The following is a 20,225-nucleotide window of genomic DNA, read 5'->3' as shown; positions in this document are numbered from 1 at the left end:
AAAAGATATGTTAAGGATTTCACTCTCTGCAGACACTTACTCGGGTATCTGGGGTGATAACGCACTGGTGTCTTATGAAGCGGAAGGGGCGGTAATTCACTTTTCCGGTGATTTCCCGCTGCGTCGTATTCAGCAGGCGGCACGTCAGTTGCAGAGCCAGGGGATTAACAGCGCCAGCCTAGAAGGTACTGGCTGGAGCTATGAGCGCCAGTGGGCGTTTTACTGCGGCTTTGCCAATACGAAAACCCAAGTTGAACTACGCTGGGCATCCATTGATGAAGATGAGCTGGAACTGCTGAATGCTCGTCGCCGCAGTGCAGACTGGGTACGTCAGGTGGTGAACGCAACGCCAGAAGCAATGTATCCGGAGAAGCTCGCGGAAGAAGCGATTGCGTTTCTAGGCGGTATTGCCGGTGATGCGATCAGCCACGAACTGATTGTGGGAGATGCACTGGTTGATCACGGCTGGATTGGTATCCACAGCGTGGGTCGTGCCAGCAGCCGTCCGCCAGTCATGTTGACGCTCGATTTCAACCCGACCGGTAACGCTGACGCGCCGGTAGCTGCGTGCCTGGTCGGTAAAGGGATCACGTTTGACTCTGGTGGTTACAGCATCAAGTCGAGCGAAGGCATGGTCACCATGAAGTGCGATATGGGCGGAGCCGCGACCGTGACCGCGGCACTTGGCTACGCCATTGAGCAAGGTTTGCGTCAACGTGTGAAGTTGATCCTGTGTTGTGCGGAAAACATGATTGCCGGTAACGCCTATAAGCTTGGTGATGTGTTAACGTACAAGAACGGCCTGAGCGTTGAAATCGTGAATACCGATGCCGAAGGGCGTCTGGTTCTGGCCGATGGCCTGATTGCTGCTACCGAAACTAAAGCGCCGCTTGTGATTGACGCCGCGACGTTGACCGGTGCAGCTATGATGGCCGTAGGTAGTGATTACAACGCTTTGTTTGGACTGGACAAAGAACTGGTGTTTAAGGCGCAGCAACTATCTGAACTGGTGAATGAGCCAGCTTGGCCGCTGCCGCTGGAAAAATGGCATCAGGGTCACTGTCCGTCATTCTACGCAGATACGGCTAACAGCCGGGCGCAGAAAGGTGGGGGTATGGGCGGGGCATCGAATGCCGCCGCGTTCTTGTCCCGCTTTGTAGATACAGACAACAGCAGCTGGGTACACTTTGACCTGGCTTCCTGCTTCCGTGACAGCGGAGACAGCCGTTGGGCAGCAGGGGCGACAGGTTTAGGCGTCGCGAACATTGCAGCACTGTTGCTGCAGTAAACGCGACACGCGTTGTTTCCTCGATGGGAAGCCATAAAGGCGCTATGTCAGGACTGGCTGGTCGGCTTCCCTCTGAACGATTCAAAAGGAACAATAATAATGACAATTGAAAGAACATTTTCCATCGTAAAACCGGACGCTGTAGAACGTAACCTGATTGGTGCTATCTATCAGCGTATCGAAAGTGCTGGGCTGAAAATTATTGCCGCGAAAATGGTGCACCTGTCTGAAGACAAAGCGAAAGGCTTTTATGCTGAGCACGAAGGCAAACCGTTTTATGATGACTTGGTTGCCTTCATGACATCGGGCCCTGTAATGGTGCAGGTGCTGGAAGGCGAAAATGCGATTGCCCGCTACCGCGAGCTGATGGGTAAAACCAATCCGGAAGAAGCGGCATGCGGCACGCTGCGTGCAGATTACGCGCAAAGCATGCGCCTTAACTCGGTACACGGCTCTGACAGCCCGGTTTCAGCAGCGCGCGAAATCGCTTACTTCTTTGCCGAAGACGAAATCTGCCCTCGCTAATGAAGCTGCCCTTGTAAATTATTGGTACAAACGGCGGCGTTGATGCTGCTATCAGAATCTGACGGGAAGCCTGGCTTCCCGTTTTTTATGCCTGCTCGCCAGGCACGAGACGCAGTGTTTTTCTCCTGACGCTGCCAATGTGTTAACAAGTGGAAACTCGCAGGCAAAGCCTGTACAATTTCGCGCCTTAAATCCAAACTGAAATTCAAGCCGATGACGGCGGGGTTTCAGTCCCTAAAAGGTCCTGTCGTAAGCCATAATATGCAGCTTACCCAAGGTACAGATAACGTCACGCATGAGTAAAGAGGCAACAACCGATGACAACTGTTAAAACTAATCTGCTGGATTTTGATCGCCAAGGGCTGCGTCAGTATTTCGCCGATGAACTGGGCGAAAAAGCCTTCCGTGCCGATCAGGTTATGAAGTGGATTTACCATTTCGGTTGTGATGACTTCGACCAAATGACCAACATCAACAAGAAGTTGCGTGAAAAGCTGAAGTTGGTGGCGGAAATCCGTGCCCCGGAAGTATCAGAAGCGCAGTATTCGAGCGATGGTACTATCAAGTGGGCGATGCGTGTGGGTTCGCAGGACGTTGAAACGGTATACATTCCGGAAGACGATCGCGCCACGCTGTGTGTGTCTTCTCAGGTTGGGTGTGCGCTGGACTGTAAATTCTGTTCAACGGCACAGCAGGGCTTTAACCGTAACTTGAAAGTCTCTGAAATCATCGGCCAGGTTTGGCGTGCAGCCAAAGAAGTCGGTGTGGAAAAAGAAACCGGCCGTCGCCCAATAACCAACGTGGTGATGATGGGAATGGGTGAGCCGTTGCTGAACATGAAAAACCTGATCCCGGCACTGGAAATCATGCTGGATGATCTGGGCTTTGGTTTGTCAAAGCGTCGCGTAACGGTATCAACCTCTGGCGTGGTATCTGGTCTGGATCAGATGACAGGCAAAATCGACGTGGCACTGGCGATTTCACTGCATGCGCCAACGGATGAGTTGCGTTCTGAAATCATGCCGATTAACGATCGCTGGAACATCGAAGATTTTCTGGCTTCGGTACGTCGCTACATTGCGTCGTCCAATGCTAACCGTGGCCGTGTGACCGTTGAGTACATCCTGCTGGATCACGTCAACGATGATATGGATCACGCGCGCCAGCTGGCTCATACCCTGCGCGATACACCGGCGAAAATTAACCTGATCCCGTTTAACCCGTACCCGGGGTCACCGTACAAGAAGCCAAGCAACTCCCGTATTGACCGTTTTATGAAAACGCTGATGGAATACGATTTCACCGTCACCGTTCGTAAAACCCGTGGTGATGACATTGATGCCGCATGCGGACAATTGGTTGGCGATGTGATTGACCGCACGAAACGCACCCAAGCTAAGCTTCAAAACGGTGAACAAATCCCGGTAAAATCAGTCTAATAGACGATCATTCAGCCAAACCATCAGGTTTGGCTGAAATTTACTGAGGACAAAGGAGCGGCTGGCCATGGTACGGTGGACGATGTACCTATTATTGTGTAGTTTAACGGTCGGATGTGTTACGGTCGATCAAGCTGGCACAACGAAACAGGAAGTTGATGAGGTAGAGGCGGCCGAAGCCCGAATCACCTTAGGTCTGGGATATCTGGACAATGGCCAGTGGCAGCGAGCCCGAGATAATCTGGAACGTGCGCTGGAATATGCACCGAAATACTATCGTGCCCAGAATGCCATGGCCTACTATTATCAGAAGGTTGATGAACCTGATGCCGCAGAAGCCATGTATCAGCAGGCGCTGCGGGATTCGCCAAAAAATGGCGACGTAAGGAATAATTATGGCGTATTCTTGTGTGGACAGGGACGCTATGAGGAAGCGATTGATGCTTTCGAAAAAGCCATCAAGCAACCGTACTACTATCTGACTTCGGCCAGTTACGAAAATGCCGCGTTATGCAGCCTGAAAAAGGGCAGCGATTCTGAGGCAAGGGATTACTTTTCCAAAGCCCTGTCGTATGACCCATATCGGCCTAAATCCATGCTGCAGCTTTCTAAGATGGACATTGAAGCGGACAACCTGAACGAAGCCCGAGTACGGCTGTTTAAATTTAATAACAGGTACGGGTACAACCCTGACAGTTTGTGGTTGTTGATCCAACTGGAGCAAGAGGCCGGTCGAGAAACATTGGTTGACAAGTATGCTGGCCTTCTGAAAGAGAAGTACCCGGACTCCAAGCAATATCAAAATTATCTAGCCAATGAATACTGAACAGAACGAAGAACACTCAACAGAAGAGGCCATTCTTCCCGGCGATATGCTGCGTCAGGCTCGTGAGAAATTAGGCTATTCGCAGAAGGATGTTGCCAGCCGATTGAGGCTCCGCCTCTCGGTGGTGAACGATATTGAACAAAATAATTTTGAGCAGGCGCAACTGGCCACGTTTACACGTGGCTATGTGCGTTCATATGCCAAGTTTGTCGGGCTTAACGATGCGGAAGTGATCGCGCGGCTTGACCAGCTGGGTCATGCTCCGCCTCAGGAGCAGGAGATGCAGAGCTTCTCCCGCCGTACCAAGCGTGAAGCGCACGATAATCGTATCATGCGCCTGACTTGGGTATTGGCGATCCTGTTTATCGGTTTGACCGGCATGTGGTGGTGGCAAAGCCTGCAGATGGCACCCGAGACCGATGTCTCCGCTTCGCTGGAGCAGTCGGCCCAGCCGCTGGATGAATCACTGGCCGTTGGCGTAACCCGTCAGCCGTCGGCAACCACGCTTTCTCCGGATGCTAACCCGTCAGAAGAAGCCAGTGTGGTAACAACGTTTGGCAATGAGCCGGTCAATCCGGTAGACAGCCTGACGGCCAACGAGCCGAAAGCCGAATTTGCTGACAGCTTTACCGCGCCGGAGCCTGCGACAGAGACGGCACCGGTCGACAGCGCTGACAGCCTGGCTGCTGAAATGAATAATGAAGTCACGGATGAGCAGGAAATCGCTGCCGCCGCATCGGACCTTGAACTGAGTTTCACCGGCGACTGCTGGATTGAAATTCGTGATGCCAACGGCAAACGCCTTGACAGCGGTATCAAAAAGTCCGGTGATGTATTGAAACTGGATGGGGACGCGCCGTTCCGAGTGGTGCTGGGTGCGCCGGGTGTGGTAACCATGAGTTTCAAAGGCGAGCCTGTCGATTTGAGCAGGTACCCTGCTGGAAAAGTGGCGCGATTGAAACTGCCGCAGTAAACAGAGTGAATGTAATGCATAACGAGTCTCCAATTAAACGCCGTCCATCAACCCGTATTTATGTCGGTAATGTCCCTATTGGCGACGGAGCACCTATCGCGGTGCAATCGATGACGAACACCCGCACGACCGATGTTGACGCAACCGTTGCCCAGATCAAGTCGCTGGAAAACGTAGGTGCAGACATTGTGCGTGTCTCTGTGCCGACCATGGAAGCTGCGGAAGCTTTCAAACTGATCAAACAGCAAGTGAATGTGCCGCTGGTGGCAGATATTCACTTCGACTACCGTATTGCCCTGAAAGTGGCGGAATACGGCGTGGACTGTCTGCGTATCAACCCGGGTAACATTGGTCGCGAAGACCGTATCCGTGCGGTGGTAGACTGCGCCCGTGACAAAAATATCCCGATCCGTATCGGGGTCAACGGCGGTTCGCTGGAAAAAGACCTGCAGCTGAAATACGGTGAGCCAACACCGGAAGCGCTGGTGGAATCAGCGATGCGCCATGTCGACATTTTGGATCGCCTCAACTTTGACCAGTTCAAGGTCAGTGTGAAAGCCTCCGATGTGTTCCTGGCGGTTGAGTCTTACCGCATGCTGGCCAAACAAATCAACCAGCCGCTGCACCTGGGTATTACTGAAGCCGGTGGTGCCCGTGCCGGATCGGTGAAATCGGCGGTAGGTCTTGGTATGCTGCTGGCAGAAGGAATCGGTGATACCCTGCGTATTTCTCTGGCGGCTGATCCGGTTGAAGAGGTGAAAGTCGGTTATGACATCCTCAAGTCACTGCGTATCCGCTCTCGCGGCATCAACTTCATCGCGTGCCCGACTTGTTCACGTCAGGAATTTGATGTGATTGGCACTGTGAACGAACTGGAACAGCGTCTGGAAGACATTACCATCCCTATGGATGTTTCCGTGATCGGTTGTGTGGTTAACGGTCCGGGTGAGGCGGAAGTGTCTCATCTCGGGGTTGCCGGTGGTAACCGCAAAAGTGCATTCTACGATGACGGTATCCGTCAGAAAGAGCGCTTTGATAATGACAACATGATTGATCAGCTGGAAGCCAAAATCCGCGCCAAAGCATCAATGCTGGATCTGAACAACCGGATTGATGTGACAGAAAAATAACGTTATTTGCTGTGAATCGCGCCGGTCTTGACCCGGAGCGGTTCACAGTTTGCGTTATAACCTATATATTCAACTCCAATCTCCCATCGGTTAACGAGAATAAACGTGGCGAAACAAATTCAAGCAATTCGAGGCATGAACGATTGCCTACCAACTCAGTCTCCGCTTTGGCAAAAAGTGGAAACGACGATTAAACAAGTTGTCAGCGCGTACGGTTACAGCGAAGTCCGTATGCCTATCGTTGAATCAACGCATTTGTTCAGTCGTGCGATTGGTGAAGTTACGGATGTTGTTGAAAAGGAAATGTATACATTCGACGACCGCAACGGTGACAGCCTGACACTGCGTCCTGAAGGCACTGCGGGTTGTGTGCGTGCGGGTATCGAGAACGGCCTGCTGTACAACCAGGAACAGCGTCTGTGGTACACCGGCCCGATGTTCCGCCACGAACGTCCGCAAAAAGGCCGTTACCGTCAGTTCCACCAGTTCGGTGTGGAAGTTTTCGGCCTGAACGGCCCAGACGTTGACGCTGAGCTGATCATGATGACAGCCCGCCTGTGGCGTGAGCTGGGTATCGACAAGCATGTCCGTCTGGAACTGAACTCGATCGGTTCACTGGAAGCCCGTGCAGACTACCGCCAGGCTCTGGTTGCGTTCCTGGAACAGCATATTGATGTGCTGGACGAAGACTGCAAACGCCGTATGCATACCAACCCGCTGCGCGTGCTGGATACCAAAAACGCCGCGATTCAGGAAATCCTGGTTGATGCGCCTAAGTTGTCTGACTACCTGGACGAAGAATCCAAGGCACATTTTGCCGGATTATGTGAACTATTAGACGCTGCTGGCATCGAATACCAAGTAAATGAACGTCTTGTGCGTGGTCTGGACTACTATAACCGCACCGTGTTTGAGTGGATCACTGAAAGCCTGGGTTCTCAGGGTACCGTTTGTGGTGGTGGTCGTTACGACGGTCTGGTTGAACAACTGGGTGGTCGCGCGACACCGGCTGTCGGCTTTGCGATGGGCCTGGAACGTCTGGTACTGATGATGGAAACTCTGGAACTGACAGATGTACGTCGTCCGGTTGACGTCTACATGGTTACCGCTGGTGAAGGCACCATGATGGCTGGTCTGAAACTGGCTGAGAAACTGCGTGAAGAAGTGGCGGGTCTGCGAGTGATGACTCACTTTGGCGGCGGCAACTTCAAGAAACAGTTTAAGCGTGCCGATAACGTTGGTGCTGTAGTCGCACTGGTTCTGGGTGAGAATGAAATTGCCGAGAACACTGTAGTGGTAAAAGATCTGCGTGGTGGCGAACAAACCACAATGGCACAGGACGAAGTGGCCGCTAAGCTGGCTGAATTGATTTAAGAGAGGACAGGAAGTGGACGGCAATATCACAGAAGAACAACAAGTTGAACAGATTAAAGCTTGGTGGAAAGAAAACGGTAAGGCCGTTGTTCTCGGTGCTGTGATTGGTCTGGGTGGACTGGCTGGCTGGCGCTATTATCAGGCGGAAGTTCAGTCAGCCAAGGAGCAGGCATCTGATGCTTATACTCAGGTGATCAATGCTCTGGAAGCCGGCAGTGAAAACGCCGTTGCGGATACTCAGGCATTTATCGCTGGCCATGAAAGCTCCCAGTACGCAGTACTGGCAGCTTTGCAGCTAGCTAAAGTTCAGGTGCAAAGCGGCGATCTCGATGCGGCGGTAACACAACTGAACTGGGCGATCAGCAACACTAAAGATCAGGCAATTCTGCCTGTTGCACAGACTCGTCTGGCTCGCATCTATACTGAACAGGATGCGTTTGATAAAGCGCTGGCGGAGTTGGATAAAGTGACCGCCGAAAGCTGGAAGGGCAAAGTGGCCGAACTGCGTGGCGATGTCCTGCTGCAAAAAGGCGATACCCTGGCTGCTCGTGAAGCCTATGTCAGCGCTCAGCAATACGGTGCCTCTCCGGCGCTGCAGCTGAAGCTGGACGATTTGGCACAGTAGGGTAGACGTCGATATGCAGAAGGTGTTGAAGCAAGCGATCTCTGTTGCCCTGGCTGTGGGGCTGCTGGCCGGTTGTGCCAGTGAGGAAGATAATATCCAAATGGCTCCGTTGCCTGAGGTTGAAAGTGCATTTACTCCGACGCAAAGCTGGAGCACGTCAGTTGGGGATGGCATCAGCCATTTCTTCTCCAAACTGACGCCGGCGCAGGGTTACGGCAAAATTTTTGTTGCTGACCGTGTTGGACTGGTGAAAGCACTGGACCCGGAAACCGGTGACCTGATTTGGGAAAAGGATCTGGAAACGGACATTCCGGCCCGTCTTGCGGGTGGTATCAGCCTGTCATACGGCAAAGTGTTTATCGGCTCTGAAAATGCGGAAGTGATTGCACTGGATGAAGAAACGGGTGAGCTGGTATGGCGTCATCCGGTTGAAGGTGAAGTGCTGTCAAAACCGTTGGTCGATGAAGGTCTGGTGGTTGTTAACACCAGCCGCGGAGTCCTGCAGGCACTGGATGCAGAAACGGGGCAGAGCCGTTGGCAACTGGGCAGTGAAGTGCCGACCCTGACGCTGCGAGGCGACAGCTCACCAGTGTCTATTTCCGGTGGGGTGTTCTGGGGCATGGCGAATGGCCGTCTGGCTGGTGCTTTGCTGAACAATGGTCAGATGCTGTGGCAACAGCCGATTGGCTCACCCAAAGGTGCTACCGAGATTGATCGCCTGATCGATGTCGATGCGACACCGGTCATCAGCGGTGAGCGCCTGTATGCGGTCGGTTACAACGGTAACCTGGTGTCAATTGACCTGCGTACAGGACAAGCCGCCTGGAAGCGTAACTTCTCATCAGCAACGGATTTCGTGGTTGATGGTAGCCAGGTATACCTGATTAACGATCAGGACCATGTGGTTGCAGTGGATGCCCGCAGCGGTACGCCGTTGTGGACAAACAATACCCTAGAATACCGTTTGTTGAGTGCTCCGACTGTGATTAACGGCTACCTGGTTGTTGGTGACAGTGAAGGGTATCTGCACTGGCTGGATCGTTATACCGGTGATTTCGTGGCACAGCAGAAAACAGATGGCAGCGGCATTGCGGTACCACCGCAGGTACTGCCTGACGGATACCTGGTAATGACCCGTGATGGTCGTATTTACAAAATGCAAATGCCGTAATTTGTCGTTATAATACGCGCCATTCTCATTTCTCGGCTCCTGCTGTGGATACAGTCAGGAGCCGTTGTTGTTATATCCGTTCGCGATATTATTGTCGGATGAAGGCAGAGCGAAGGCTCGCTGGAGGCAAGAATGAATGGAAAATATGTCATTAAGACTATGAAAAGTAAGAGGTAGTTATGATTCCTGTTGTTGCCCTTGTCGGGCGCCCAAATGTGGGTAAATCGACGTTATTTAACCGTCTTACCCGGACTAGGGATGCGCTGGTAGCTGATTTTCCTGGCCTAACAAGGGATCGTAAATACGGTAAGGCCGAGTTAGAAGAGCACGAATTTATCGTGATCGATACCGGCGGTATTGACGGCTCTGAAGAAGGCGTCGAAACCAAAATGGCCGAGCAGTCGCTGGCGGCGATCGAAGAAGCGGACGTGGTTCTGTTTCTGGTCGACGGTCGTGCCGGTCTGACCGCTGCGGATGAAGCGATTGCCAAGCATCTGCGTAGCCGTGAAAAGCCCACTTTCCTGGTGGTGAACAAAATTGACGGTATTGATGGCGACAGTGCTTGTGCAGAATTCTGGCAGTTGGGTGTTGATGCAATGTACCAAATCGCAGCGGCACAGAACCGTGGCGTAACCGCGCTGATGGAGCGTGCGCTGGCACCGTTTGCAGAAAACCTGAAGGCGAAAGAAGCTGAAGGCGAAGAAAGCGATGAAGTACAGATCGAAGATCTGACATCGGTTGAAGACATCGAAAAAGCGAACCTGTCAGAAGCTGATGCGGAAGCCGCTTACAAGCGTCTGCAAGAGCAGCCGATTAAGCTGGCGATCATCGGTCGTCCTAATGTCGGTAAATCTACCCTGACCAACCGTATTCTGGGCGAAGAGCGCGTTGTAGTGTTCGATATGCCGGGTACAACCCGTGACTCGATTTACATCCCGATGGAGCGTGATGGCCAGGAATACGTCCTGATCGACACCGCGGGTATTCGCCGTCGTAAAAATATGCACCAAGCGGTAGAGAAATTCTCGGTTATCCAAACCCTGAAAGCCGTTGAAGACGCCAACGTGGTGCTGCTGGTTATCGATGCCCGCGAAAACATCTCGGATCAGGATCTGAGCCTGCTGGGCTTTGCTCTGAATGCCGGTCGTTCACTGGTTATTGCCGTCAACAAATGGGACGGTCTGGATAACGAAGTGAAAGAGCGCGTGAAGTCTGAGCTGGATCGCCGTCTGGGCTTTGTAGACTTTGCCCGTATCCACTTTATTTCTGCCCTGCACGGTACCGGTGTGGGTCACCTGTATGAATCCGTACAGGAGGCTTACCAATCTGCCACGAAGCGTATCAGCACATCAATGCTGACCCGTATTCTGCAGATGGCGCAGGATGATCACCAGCCGCCGATGATCCGTGGCCGCCGTGTGAAACTGAAATATGCGCACGCAGGGGGCTATAACCCACCGATTATCGTGATCCACGGTAACTTGGTGAATGAGTTGCCTGGTTCGTACAAGCGTTACCTGATGAACTACTACCGCAAGTCACTGGAAATGATGGGGACGCCGATCCGTATCCAGTTCCAGAACAGCGAAAACCCGTTTGAAGGTAAGAAGCAGAAGCTGACTATTTCTCAGGAGCGTCAGCGTAAACGTCTGACCAATGTCCTGAAAAACCGTGATAAGTAATACTTACCGTTTTTGCTGAATGTTAAGCCCGGCCAAGCGCCGGGCTTTTTGTTATCATGCTTAGCAGTTCGAACAATGAAGGACAGTTATGACAGCGATAAGCGCAACCCGGGTGGTGTTTCCGGATTATCAGTATCAGGCACAGGCGAATGTACAGCTCGTTGAAGCCGATGGGCAAGGCGGCCTGTATGTGGTGACCGATGTTACCCCTTTTCACCCGGTCAGCCACATCTGGCCGGATCATCCGGCAGACCGCGGAATGCTGAAGTGGGGAGGCGATAGCCAACCTGTTGTCGGCTGTCATGTCGGTGCCGTTGAACTGGTGACCGGACAGCTGTTTGTCGGCGCCGCGATTCCAGTCAAACGCTTTGAGCCGGGCTGGGTGTTTGTTGTGGTGCATCAGCTTGCCACTGATATGGCGCTGGCCGCAGGGGTGGCTGTTGAGTTGGTTGTCGATGAGATTTATCAGCAGGCCCTGAGCCGTGGCCACAGTGGGGGCCACCTTTCCTCGCTGGCGCTTAACAAGGTCCTCCATCAGGGATTCTGGCGAAAAGAGGCATCACGGAAAGATGAACTCGGGCACTACGATTTCCACAGTTATGCGCAAACGGAAAGCCGTGTGACCGAAGATTGCAGTACTGATACTTATCGCCTCGGGAAGACCCTGCGAAAACGCGGAATGAATACGGCAGAGATGCTCGCAGCTCTGCCTGACATCACGGAGCAGGTGAACCAGCAGCTGACTGCCTGGTGCCACGAAGGTTTTCCGGTGACACTTCGCAAAGAAGGCTCTGCTTTGACAGATTCCCGTTACTGGCAGTGCGCTCTGCTAGAAGGGAATGTAGTCGAAATCCCTTGTGGCGGTACTCATGTCCGCTCTCTGGCCGAGTACGCATCATTGACCGTATCGTTTGATATTCGCAATGAGCAGGAGTTGATAATGATCACCCGCAGTGTTAAAGCTTGATCACCGAACCCGTTGATAAAAATCGCCTTGATGGCGATTTTTTTATATTTATCAGACTATTATTAATGAAATGACGGTATCTGATAACCGTCGTAAAGTTTGCTGGATCCTGATTCTATGGGTTTACAACATTCTTGATCTATGGGCTTTAAAACCACATTGATAAAATAATATATCGGTTTAAATTGAAAAACAGCATATGTAACTTATGCTTTCGGGAAGTGTATTGATAAATGTTCTTTTGGTACCTGATCGCTGATCAATAGGGTTTATCACGTTGATCAACAGAATCAGGTACGCTCAGGCTTCGCGGTAGAAAAGAGATATTGGATAAGCAGTAGAGGCGAGTGCGAAGAACATGCAGTGAAAAATATCGAATGGCTGTTAATGAAGCTACACGTGTAGTGAGATGCTCTGCCAGAGAGCCAGAGAGCCAGAGAGCCAGAGAGCCAGAGAGCCAGAGAGCCAGAGAGCCAGAGAGCCAGAGAGCCAGAGAGCCAGAGAGCCAGAGAGCGGATTCCTAAGCTGAATCAATGGCAGTGAAAACAACTTGCGCTAGGATACGGCGCATAAAAATGCCGACTATGCCTGATTAGGAGTAACACATGGAACAGAATTTTTGCCCGGAATGCCAAACGGAAATGCATTGGCATGACAATCATTACCACTGCGAGGACTGCGGTAAAAATTGGCGAAAGCAAGCGTACTGCCCGGACTGTGCAGCCCAGTTGGAAAAGCTGGCAGCCTGCGGTGCCGCCAGTTATTTTTGTAATCAGTGCAATGAGTTGAAGTCTAAATCCAGAATCCGGATTGAGTTTGTCAGGGCCGAATAGCCTCCATCAACCCTGACGGGACACATGGGGTTAATGGACACAGATTGATGGGCTTCAGATTAACGGGAAGACGACTCGCTGACCACAGAACTTATCTCGCCGTCGGCCAGTCGGGTATGAATCGTGTCACCGACCGACACCTGACTGCTGTTGCGAACCACTGTGCCGCTACTGTCGCGGGTGATGGAATATCCCCGTCCCAGTGTTGCCAGCGGGCTGACCGCTTCCAGTTTTTCGGCAGCCATTGCCAGTCGGTGGCCAGAGGCGACCAAGCGACGATCCATGGCTTCCTGCAGTCTGTCTTCCAGCCGGTGGAGCTGGTTCTGTTTGGTTGCCAGCGTGCGGGCAGGAGAGTGCAGCGCCAGTTTGTAATTGTATTGCTCCAATCGCTGCTGGTAACGGGCCATGTAGCGTTGCATGGTGTGACCAAGGCGTCCGGTCAGCTCATCCAGTTGCTGTTGTTGCTGGTTCAGGCGAACTTGCGGATGCTGGCGGTCCAGCCTGTGCTGCAGGCGAATAGCCTGGGCGAGGCGTTCAGACATGTAGTGGCGCATAGCGCTTTGCAGTTGTTGCTGTCGCTGGCGTATCTGCTGGGTCTGGTGGGTCATATCCCGGCTTATCAACTCAGCGGCTGCTGAAGGGGTCGGTGCGCGTACGTCCGCGACAAAGTCAGCAATCGTCACGTCCACTTCGTGGCCGACGGCGCTTACAATCGGGATTTGACTTGCTGCGATAGTGCGGGCCACGATTTCTTCGTTGAACGCCCACAAATCTTCCAAAGAGCCACCGCCACGCCCCACAATCAGGACATCACATTCCTGGCGGGCATTTGCCCGGCCGATAGCCTGCGCAATTGAAATGGCAGCTCCTTCACCCTGTACCATGGTCGGGTAAATTACAACCGGCAGGCTGGGATCCCGGCGTTTCAGTACCTGCAAAATATCATGCAGCGCAGCACCGGTTTTGGAGGTAATAATCCCGACCCGGCGAGGTAAATCCGGCAGTGGTTTTTTCAGCGACTGAGCAAACAGACCTTCGGCGGCCAGTGCCATTTTCAGCTGTTCAAATTGTTGCTGCAGTCGACCATCACCTTCCGGCTGCATGCTTTCGATGATCAGTTGGTAGTCCCCACGAGGTTCATACAGGGACAATCTCGCCTTGACCAGAACCTGGGTCCCATTGGCCGGTTTGAAGGTGACCCGTCGGTTTGTGCCCTTGAACATGGCACATTTCACCTGAGCACGGGAGTCCTTCAGGGTGAAATACCAGTGGCCGGAGACTGGCATCGACAGGTTAGACAGTTCACCAACCAGCCAGACAACTCCCATTTCGTTCTCAAGGATCAGTCTGACCTGAGCGTTCAGGCTGGAAACGGTATAAATGCGATCGTTGTTCTGAGTTTGGGGAGAAAATAGGGTCACGCGGCAGAAAACCTGTAGTCGGAGGTTTAGGCGGGTGCGGAAAACGAGAGAAGATATCGTTTGCTATTTTTTGGGCAGATCTGTGGACAGATCTTGGTCGTAAAACGGCGACCGCAACACCGGAAACTTAACCGAAATATATTACAGATCAAGGGAAAATAATCAATAAAAAAATCAAAAAAAATTCTAGCCAAACGTTTGCACCCTACGTATAATTCGTTCGCAATATTTTATCCTTCTTTAAACCTCTACTTGGTGTGAGATATTGCAATGTTACGAATCAAACAAGAAGCTTTGACTTTCGACGATGTTCTGCTGGTTCCAGCCCATTCAACTGTACTGCCTAACACTGCCGATCTGCGCACCCGTCTGACGAAAGACATTTCGCTGAACATCCCTATGGTGTCAGCGTCAATGGATACCGTCACTGAAGGTCGCCTGGCGATTGCCCTTGCCCAGGAAGGTGGCATTGGCTTCATCCACAAAAACATGTCCATTGAGCAGCAGGCTCGTGAAGTTCGCATGGTGAAAAAGTTCGAAGCGGGTGTGGTATCAGAACCTGTCACCGTGAAACCAGACAATACCATCGAAGATGTGAAGCGCCTGACTGAAGAAAACGGCTTTGCCGGTTACCCGGTAGTGACTGGTAACAACGAACTGGTGGGTATTATTACCGGCCGTGACGTTCGTTTCGTGACCGACCTTTCCCTGAAAGTAGAAGATGTGATGACGCCAAAAGGTAAACTGGCGGCTGCCAAAGAAGGCGCATCACGTGAAGAAGTAGAAAAAATCATGCAGCAGCACCGTGTTGAAAAAGTGCTGCTGGTTAACGACAGCTTCCAGCTGCGCGGCATGATCACGGCAAAAGACTTCCAGAAAGCAGAGCGTAAGCCTAATGCGTGTAAAGACGAGTTCGGTCGTCTGCGTGTGGGCGCAGCGGTGGGTGCCGGTGCCGGTAACGAAGAGCGTGTGAAAGCGCTGGTTGAAGCGGGTGTTGACGTACTGCTGATTGACTCTTCTCACGGCCACTCTGAAGGGGTTCTGCAGCGTATTCGCGAAACCCGTACTGCCTACCCGAACCTGCCAATCGTAGGCGGTAACGTAGCGACGGCAGAAGGTGCTCGTGCCCTGATTGAAGCTGGTGTCAGTGCTGTGAAAGTGGGTATCGGCCCAGGCTCAATCTGTACCACTCGTATCGTGACCGGTGTGGGTGTTCCGCAAATTACAGCTATCGCTGATGCAGCGGCCGTAGCGAACGAATACGACATTCCGGTAATCGCAGACGGCGGTATCCGTTTCTCCGGCGACATGTGTAAAGCCATTGCGGCTGGTGCATCCTGTGTGATGGTCGGTTCAATGTTCGCCGGTACGGAAGAAGCACCGGGTGAAGTAGAGCTGTACCAGGGCCGTGCTTATAAATCTTACCGCGGCATGGGCTCTCTGGGCGCGATGTCAAAAGGTTCTTCAGACCGTTACTTCCAGACTGACAATGCGGCAGACAAACTGGTACCGGAAGGTATCGAAGGTCGTGTGGCGTACAAAGGTCACCTGAAAGAAATCGTTCACCAGCAACTGGGCGGCCTGCGTTCAAGCATGGGTCTGACCGGTTCGGCAACCATCGAAGAGCTGCGTACTAAAGCGGAATTTGTTCGTATCTCTGGTGCTGGCATGAAAGAGTCTCACGTTCACGATGTGACGATTACAAAAGAAGCACCTAACTACCGTCTGGGCTAATCGCTACGCAACGAATTGCGAAAACGTTTGCCTAACTAAAAAACTCGTATAAGATCGGGGGCGTTTTTTAGCCCCCACCTTCCACTGATTTTTGAGACAGCCTGAAATGAGCACGACCACAAATATTCATGACCAACGTATCCTGATTCTGGACTTTGGTTCTCAGTACACGCAGCTAATCGCACGTCGTATCCGTGAAATTGGCGTTTATTGTGAACTGTGGAGCTGGGACGTCGATGAAGCCGATATCCGCGACTTCAATCCGAACGGTATTATCCTGTCAGGCGGTCCGGAAAGTGTGACCGAAGCCGGCTCTCCTCGTGCCCCTCAATATGTGTTTGAAGCGGGTGTACCGGTATTTGGTGTGTGCTATGGCATGCAGACCATGGCTGAGCAGCTGGGCGGTAAAGTTGCTGGTTCAACCGAGCGTGAATTTGGTTATGCGCAGGTGAAAATTGTTGAGCCAACAGACTTCTTCCACAACATTGAAGATGCGCTGTCTGATGACGGTCAGGCGCTGCTGGACGTTTGGATGAGCCACGGTGATAAAGTGGTTGAAATCCCGTCTGACTTCGTCAAAGTGGCTGAAACTGAGACGTGTCCTTACGCTGCGATGGCGAACGTAGAGAAGCATTTCTACGGTGTACAGTTCCACCCGGAAGTGACTCACACTCGTCAGGGCATGCGCATTATCGAAAACTTCGTTCTGGGCATCTGTGGCTGTGAGAAGCTGTGGACTTCCGAGAACATCATCGAAGACGCTATTGCACGTATCAAAGAGCAAGTGGGCGATGATGAAGTGATCCTGGGCCTGTCAGGCGGTGTGGATTCTTCCGTTGTTGCAATGCTGGTGCACCGTGCCATCGGTGACAAACTGACTTGTGTTTTCGTTGACAACGGCCTGCTGCGTCTTAATGAAGGCCACCAGGTAATGGAAATGTTTGGCGACCACTTCGGCCTGAACATTGTTCACGTTAATGCTGAAGATCGTTTCCTGTCTGCACTGGAAGGTGTGGATGAGCCAGAAGCCAAACGTAAAATCATCGGCCGCGTGTTTGTTGAAGTCTTCGATGAAGAAGCGGGTAAACTGGAGAACGCGAAGTGGCTGGCACAAGGCACAATCTATCCGGATGTGATTGAGTCTGCTGCATCGAAGACCGGTAAAGCACACGTGATCAAGTCTCACCACAACGTGGGCGGTCTGCCGGATGATATGGAAATGGGTCTGGTTGAGCCGCTGAAAGAGCTGTTCAAAGACGAAGTGCGTAAGATCGGTCTGGAACTGGGTCTGCCGTACAATATGCTGTACCGTCACCCGTTCCCGGGTCCAGGTCTGGGCGTACGTGTACTGGGCGAAGTGAAGAAAGAGTACTGTGACCTGCTGCGCCGTGCTGACGCTATCTTCATTGAAGAACTGCATAAAGCGGATCTGTACAACAAAGTTTCTCAGGCCTTCACTGTCTTCCTGCCAGTACGCTCTGTGGGCGTTATGGGCGATGGTCGTAAGTACGACTGGGTAGTATCACTGCGTGCTGTTGAAACGATTGATTTCATGACTGCGCACTGGGCACACCTGCCATACGACTTCCTGGGTAAAGTGTCTAACCGTATTATCAATGAAGTAAACGGCATTTCCCGTGTGGTTTACGACATTTCTGGTAAGCCGCCAGCAACCATCGAGTGGGAATAATGCTCCTTTAAGAAAGGTCTGGCATTAACAGGCACCAAATCATACTTAAGTCCGCGTAATTGCGGACTTTTTTTGTTTTTGGGTTAGTCATTTTTGGCAATGTCTGGCAACGCCAAGCACGGTTTGACCGTGGTATTTTGATGGGTATGATTCATCGGTAATGCCATGGATTACGCCCGATACCATGCTGAGTGTTTTTGATGGGGCATGGTATTAAATTTTTATATCTATCTGTTTTATAAAGATTAATTTCTGGTTTTTTAGAGGTTTTTCAGCATGGTATCAAACAAGAATAATAGGTCGAAACATGCTGACTGATACCAAGCTACGCAATCTCAAACCCAAAGATAAACTTTACAAAGTCAATGATCGTGATGGCCTCTATGTTGCTGTCACTACCGCAGGCTCTATCTCTTTTCGCTACAATTACTCGATCAATGGCAGACAAGAAACCATTACTTTTGGTCGCTACGGAGTAGGAGGCATCACGTTAGCAGAAGCGCGTGAGCGTCTCAATGAAGCGAAGAGAATGGTTACTGATGGAAAGTCACCGGCCAAAGAGAAAGCCCGTGCTAAGGCGAGAACCAAAGATGCTGAAACCTTTGGTGCTTGGGCTCAGAAATGGCTGCGTGGCTATCAGATGGCTGATTCTACCCGGGATATGCGTCGCTCAGTCTATGCCCGAGAGTTAGAGGGTAAATTTGGCAATCAGAAGCTGAAAGAAATCACTCATGAAGATCTACGAGCGTTAACTGACGCGATAGTAGAGCGTGGAGCACCGGCAACAGCTGTGCATACGCGTGACATTGTGCTCCAGGTGTATCGATGGGCGATTGAGAGAGGGCAAAAAGTTGAGAACCCGGCAGACCTGGTAAGGCCTGCAAGTATCGCTCGATTTGAGCCAAGAGATCGAACGTTAACACCGGCTGAGATTGGTTTGATGTACCGCTACATGGAAAAAGTAGGAACGACGCCGTCGATTCGTGCTGCGGTAAAGTTGCTGTTGTTGACTATGGTGCGCAAAAGCGAGTTAACCAATGCAACCTGGAATGAAATTAACTTTAGTGAAGCGTTGTGGACGATCCCCAAGGAGAGAATGAAACGACGTAACCCGCACCTGGTATTTTTGTCACGTCAGGCTATGGACATTCTCATCGCCTTAAAGACATTTGCCGGTGGTTCTGATTACATTCTTCCTTCCCGTTATGACTCTGATGCTCCAATGAGTAGTGCGACGATGAACCGAGTCATGGATTTGACATACAAGGCCGCGCAAAAGGAAGGTCAGTCACTAAGTAAGTTTGGGCCGCACGACCTACGTAGAACAGCGAGTACACTGCTGCATGAAGCTGGATACAACACGGATTGGATAGAAAAATGCCTAGCGCACGAACAGAAAGGGGTTAGGGCAGTTTACAACAAAGCTGAGTATCGAGAACAACGAACATCAATGCTACAGGACTGGGCTGATATGATTGATGAGTGGACTGAATAATAGTTCAATATACTTTTCCTTTTTGTTGCATTTTTATAGATTATAATTCTATAACTACGACTTAATTTTGTAATATGAAGTTCTTTATATTGACACTTTAATTGGTTGATTAGAGTTACGTCGAGTATTAAACCATCCTTAACGTAACTCATATTTAATAACAGCATTTTAATATGTGTCTCTATTTACATATAAAAGGTTTCCTTTTCATATTTCACATCCCTCATTAATTCCTCTCTCCAATATATAACTATAAAATCCACGTTATTTTAATTTAAATAAAATACAATGGTTAATTTATTATATATTAATAGTAAGTTTTTCGTATATTTAATCATTAGTAAAAGTAGTTCTAATAGTGATGTAATAAACCAGTTGTTTTCTATCCACACCGTTTGCAATAAATTAACTGTCAAATGTAACGAGATATTTTTTGAACCGACATGAAGTGTACTAGCTTCATAGCACTAGATTAACCCTGAAGTAGTGTTACTGAAATTTTAGCCGCTAAAATTTCAGTAAGAGATATGTCTTAAGGTAAGGTGTTGTTTTTTTATAATTGATATGATTTTAAAATCATAACTAAAGTAGTCCTATTTTAGCAGCTAAAATTAATCTTGTTAAAGTATGTCAGTTTTTAATGATTAGTATTCCTTCTTGGGTTATTTATTTTGATATATTGTTTGTTCAATTTCGATATATCGTTTGTCATGTAAATGATATTTCTATTTTTAATATTTAAATTGTTTTTTTGTTGTTTTAAATTTCAATTTTATTGTTATTATTAAAGTCTCTTCTGGTATTCGGAGGCAAATAAATGCAAACACTGGCACATAAAACACTAATTAATAGAAAAGTATTGTTGGAAATGATTCCGCTCTCTGACCGGACTATTTACAACTTAGAACAACGAGGAGAGTTTCCACGCCGTATTGTACTTACAAGCAGAAATGTAGCTTGGGATTTAGCTGAAGTTGAGAAATGGATTGAAGAACGAAGAACGTCTCGACTTCAGGCTATTCGACCAGGTTATTTCATGGGAGGTTAACAAT

At 50.5% G+C, this 20,225-nt stretch carries 17 protein-coding genes; 16 read left to right on the top strand and 1 reads right to left on the bottom strand.

Annotated features, from left to right (window positions below; translation table 11 throughout):
• Nucleotides 1–7: 7 nt before the first annotated feature.
• From pepB to C9I92_RS04720, 12 genes are all read left to right on the top strand, one after another.
• Nucleotides 8–1,288: an aminopeptidase PepB gene (gene pepB, locus C9I92_RS04780; RefSeq protein WP_047886602.1), complete on the top strand. Its 1,281-nt coding sequence runs from the start codon at nucleotides 8–10 to the stop codon at nucleotides 1,286–1,288.
• Nucleotides 1,289–1,387: 99 nt separating this feature from the next.
• On the top strand, nucleotides 1,388–1,813 hold the full coding sequence (ndk, locus tag C9I92_RS04775) for a nucleoside-diphosphate kinase (protein ID WP_047886603.1): 426 nt from the start codon (nucleotides 1,388–1,390) through the stop codon (nucleotides 1,811–1,813).
• Between the two features lie 317 nt (nucleotides 1,814–2,130).
• Nucleotides 2,131–3,252: a dual-specificity RNA methyltransferase RlmN gene (gene rlmN / locus C9I92_RS04770; RefSeq protein ID WP_047886604.1), complete on the top strand. Its 1,122-nt coding sequence runs from the start codon at nucleotides 2,131–2,133 to the stop codon at nucleotides 3,250–3,252.
• Nucleotides 3,253–3,319: 67 nt separating this feature from the next.
• Entirely contained in the window at nucleotides 3,320–4,078 is a 759-nt protein-coding gene (gene pilW / locus C9I92_RS04765; protein WP_047886605.1) for a type IV pilus biogenesis/stability protein PilW, read from the top strand.
• A complete protein-coding gene (gene rodZ, locus C9I92_RS04760) occupies nucleotides 4,068–5,051 on the top strand; it encodes a cytoskeleton protein RodZ (RefSeq protein WP_047886606.1) in 984 nt (327 codons plus the stop codon). Before pilW ends, rodZ begins: the two co-directional genes overlap by 11 nt.
• Nucleotides 5,052–5,065: 14 nt before the next feature.
• Nucleotides 5,066–6,181 carry a flavodoxin-dependent (E)-4-hydroxy-3-methylbut-2-enyl-diphosphate synthase gene (gene ispG / locus C9I92_RS04755; protein WP_047886607.1) on the top strand — a complete coding sequence of 372 codons (1,116 nt, stop codon included), beginning with the start codon at nucleotides 5,066–5,068 and terminating at the stop codon, nucleotides 6,179–6,181.
• A gap of 105 nt (nucleotides 6,182–6,286) precedes the next feature.
• Entirely contained in the window at nucleotides 6,287–7,555 is a 1,269-nt protein-coding gene (hisS, locus tag C9I92_RS04750; protein ID WP_047886608.1) for a histidine--tRNA ligase, read from the top strand.
• A gap of 13 nt (nucleotides 7,556–7,568) precedes the next feature.
• Nucleotides 7,569–8,180: a YfgM family protein gene (locus tag C9I92_RS04745; RefSeq protein WP_047886609.1), complete on the top strand. Its 612-nt coding sequence runs from the start codon at nucleotides 7,569–7,571 to the stop codon at nucleotides 8,178–8,180.
• 13 nt (nucleotides 8,181–8,193) lie between these two features.
• Nucleotides 8,194–9,351, top strand: a complete 1,158-nt coding sequence (gene bamB, locus C9I92_RS04740; protein ID WP_047886610.1) for an outer membrane protein assembly factor BamB — start codon at nucleotides 8,194–8,196, stop codon at nucleotides 9,349–9,351.
• 179 nt (nucleotides 9,352–9,530) lie between these two features.
• Entirely contained in the window at nucleotides 9,531–11,033 is a 1,503-nt protein-coding gene (gene der, locus C9I92_RS04735; protein ID WP_047886611.1) for a ribosome biogenesis GTPase Der, read from the top strand.
• A gap of 88 nt (nucleotides 11,034–11,121) precedes the next feature.
• A complete protein-coding gene (locus C9I92_RS04730) occupies nucleotides 11,122–12,000 on the top strand; it encodes an alanyl-tRNA editing protein (RefSeq protein WP_047886612.1) in 879 nt (292 codons plus the stop codon).
• A 605-nt stretch (nucleotides 12,001–12,605) separates the two neighbouring features.
• Complete coding sequence (locus C9I92_RS04720; RefSeq protein WP_047883971.1) at nucleotides 12,606–12,833, top strand: zinc ribbon domain-containing protein; 228 nt, start codon at nucleotides 12,606–12,608, stop codon at nucleotides 12,831–12,833.
• A gap of 59 nt (nucleotides 12,834–12,892) precedes the next feature.
• Here the strand turns inward: C9I92_RS04720 and xseA are convergent, their stop codons facing one another.
• The gene (gene xseA / locus C9I92_RS04715; RefSeq protein ID WP_047883970.1) at nucleotides 12,893–14,254 is read right to left on the bottom strand and encodes an exodeoxyribonuclease VII large subunit; all 1,362 of its coding nucleotides are present in this window, start codon (nucleotides 14,252–14,254) and stop codon (nucleotides 12,893–12,895) included.
• 270 nt (nucleotides 14,255–14,524) lie between these two features.
• Here xseA and guaB point away from each other — a divergent pair, with 270 nt between their 5' ends.
• From guaB to C9I92_RS04695, 4 genes are all read left to right on the top strand, one after another.
• Nucleotides 14,525–15,988 carry an IMP dehydrogenase gene (guaB, locus tag C9I92_RS04710; RefSeq protein ID WP_047883969.1) on the top strand — a complete coding sequence of 488 codons (1,464 nt, stop codon included), beginning with the start codon at nucleotides 14,525–14,527 and terminating at the stop codon, nucleotides 15,986–15,988.
• Nucleotides 15,989–16,094: 106 nt separating this feature from the next.
• Entirely contained in the window at nucleotides 16,095–17,678 is a 1,584-nt protein-coding gene (gene guaA, locus C9I92_RS04705; protein ID WP_047883968.1) for a glutamine-hydrolyzing GMP synthase, read from the top strand.
• Between the two features lie 307 nt (nucleotides 17,679–17,985).
• Nucleotides 17,986–19,173: a tyrosine-type recombinase/integrase gene (locus tag C9I92_RS04700; RefSeq protein WP_047883967.1), complete on the top strand. Its 1,188-nt coding sequence runs from the start codon at nucleotides 17,986–17,988 to the stop codon at nucleotides 19,171–19,173.
• Nucleotides 19,174–19,990: 817 nt separating this feature from the next.
• Nucleotides 19,991–20,221, top strand: a complete 231-nt coding sequence (locus C9I92_RS04695; RefSeq protein WP_017686317.1) for a helix-turn-helix transcriptional regulator — start codon at nucleotides 19,991–19,993, stop codon at nucleotides 20,219–20,221.
• Nucleotides 20,222–20,225 lie beyond the last annotated feature (4 nt).

The sequence above is a fragment of the Photobacterium ganghwense genome (assembly GCF_003025595.1).
GTDB classification, from domain to species: domain Bacteria; phylum Pseudomonadota; class Gammaproteobacteria; order Enterobacterales; family Vibrionaceae; genus Photobacterium; species Photobacterium ganghwense.
This window is presented reverse-complemented; position numbering and strand designations above follow the sequence as displayed.

Bases quoted from the DNA above. Each gene is read 5' to 3' on its own strand.
- pepB (WP_047886602.1), top strand. From the start codon at position 8: ATGTTAAGGATTTCACTCTCTGCAGACACTTACTCGGGTATCTGGGGT.
- ndk (WP_047886603.1), top strand. From the start codon at position 1,388: ATGACAATTGAAAGAACATTTTCCATCGTAAAACCGGACGCTGTAGAA.
- rlmN (WP_047886604.1), top strand. From the start codon at position 2,131: ATGACAACTGTTAAAACTAATCTGCTGGATTTTGATCGCCAAGGGCTG.
- pilW (WP_047886605.1), top strand. From the start codon at position 3,320: ATGGTACGGTGGACGATGTACCTATTATTGTGTAGTTTAACGGTCGGA.
- rodZ (WP_047886606.1), top strand. From the start codon at position 4,068: ATGAATACTGAACAGAACGAAGAACACTCAACAGAAGAGGCCATTCTT.
- ispG (WP_047886607.1), top strand. From the start codon at position 5,066: ATGCATAACGAGTCTCCAATTAAACGCCGTCCATCAACCCGTATTTAT.
- bamB (WP_047886610.1), top strand. From the start codon at position 8,194: ATGCAGAAGGTGTTGAAGCAAGCGATCTCTGTTGCCCTGGCTGTGGGG.
- der (WP_047886611.1), top strand. From the start codon at position 9,531: ATGATTCCTGTTGTTGCCCTTGTCGGGCGCCCAAATGTGGGTAAATCG.
- C9I92_RS04730 (WP_047886612.1), top strand. From the start codon at position 11,122: ATGACAGCGATAAGCGCAACCCGGGTGGTGTTTCCGGATTATCAGTAT.
- C9I92_RS04720 (WP_047883971.1), top strand. From the start codon at position 12,606: ATGGAACAGAATTTTTGCCCGGAATGCCAAACGGAAATGCATTGGCAT.
- guaB (WP_047883969.1), top strand. From the start codon at position 14,525: ATGTTACGAATCAAACAAGAAGCTTTGACTTTCGACGATGTTCTGCTG.
- guaA (WP_047883968.1), top strand. From the start codon at position 16,095: ATGAGCACGACCACAAATATTCATGACCAACGTATCCTGATTCTGGAC.
- C9I92_RS04700 (WP_047883967.1), top strand. From the start codon at position 17,986: ATGCTGACTGATACCAAGCTACGCAATCTCAAACCCAAAGATAAACTT.
- C9I92_RS04695 (WP_017686317.1), top strand. From the start codon at position 19,991: ATGCAAACACTGGCACATAAAACACTAATTAATAGAAAAGTATTGTTG.